General features: G+C 43.6%; 2 protein-coding genes. Both read left to right on the forward strand.

Features of this window, described 5'->3' with window-relative positions:
• On the forward strand, positions 1-329 hold a 329-nt coding region (locus QR78_RS33480; protein WP_202972808.1), incomplete at its 5' end, for an HYD1 signature containing ADP-ribosyltransferase family protein.
• Positions 326-613: a DUF6881 domain-containing protein gene (locus tag QR78_RS34675; RefSeq protein ID WP_125901414.1), complete on the forward strand. Its 288-nt coding sequence runs from the start codon at positions 326-328 to the stop codon at positions 611-613. The genes QR78_RS33480 and QR78_RS34675, both read left to right, overlap by 4 nt.
• Positions 614-695 lie beyond the last annotated feature (82 nt).

A 695-nucleotide genomic window follows, 5' to 3' on the forward strand; every position in this document is an offset into this window, starting at 1 on the left:
GTTTGAGTCAGTGCACTAGCGCAGAAGGAATGGCTGGTATATTAGCATCTCAACAAATTATGCCATCTCTAAAGGCCATAAACCCTAAAGACGCGCGGTATGGCGACGGGCAGTATTTATCTGACATTGCGCCAGGGACAATGACAAACAACCAACTATCTCGGGAGTTTTTAAATGTTCCATGGGCGGGGCGTCGCTTCAGCCACTATGTATGCATAGAGACATCGGACCTGAATGTCGTCCAAGGCCGGGAGCATGTGTTTGTGGTGCCAAATAGCAAACCATTGTCGGTTGCCGGTCGAATCGAGGGAAGTGGAAAAAATCAATGAAATACATCAAAGTAAAATGGACGCACGGCGATCCAAAATATCCGATCGAATTATGGTCAGAAATCGACGATGATCGCTGGGAGACTAGAAAAATAGACATTTTTTCAGATGGCAAAATGCATGTTGCCAGCAAAGAATTTGAAACAATAGACACGAGAATTGGCCTGGTTCCTACGCCGGAACTCGATGAGTTGAACGCCGATGGCGAATTTGAAGCAATCTACATAGATCGCAGCGATTTTGAATCATTGTGGCATATGGCGTTAAATCTGAATAAGTATTAAATTGAATATTATCTAACTGTTTTTGTTGTAAAATAAAAAAGAGTTTCAGAAAGGAAGATTGGCGCACGATCGGCGAGGGGAT

Source organism: Methylobacterium indicum (genome assembly GCF_001043895.1).
GTDB classification, from domain to species: domain Bacteria; phylum Pseudomonadota; class Alphaproteobacteria; order Rhizobiales; family Beijerinckiaceae; genus Methylobacterium; species Methylobacterium indicum.

Bases quoted from the DNA above. Each gene is read 5' to 3' on its own strand.
- QR78_RS34675 (WP_125901414.1), top strand. From the start codon at position 326: ATGAAATACATCAAAGTAAAATGGACGCACGGCGATCCAAAATATCCG.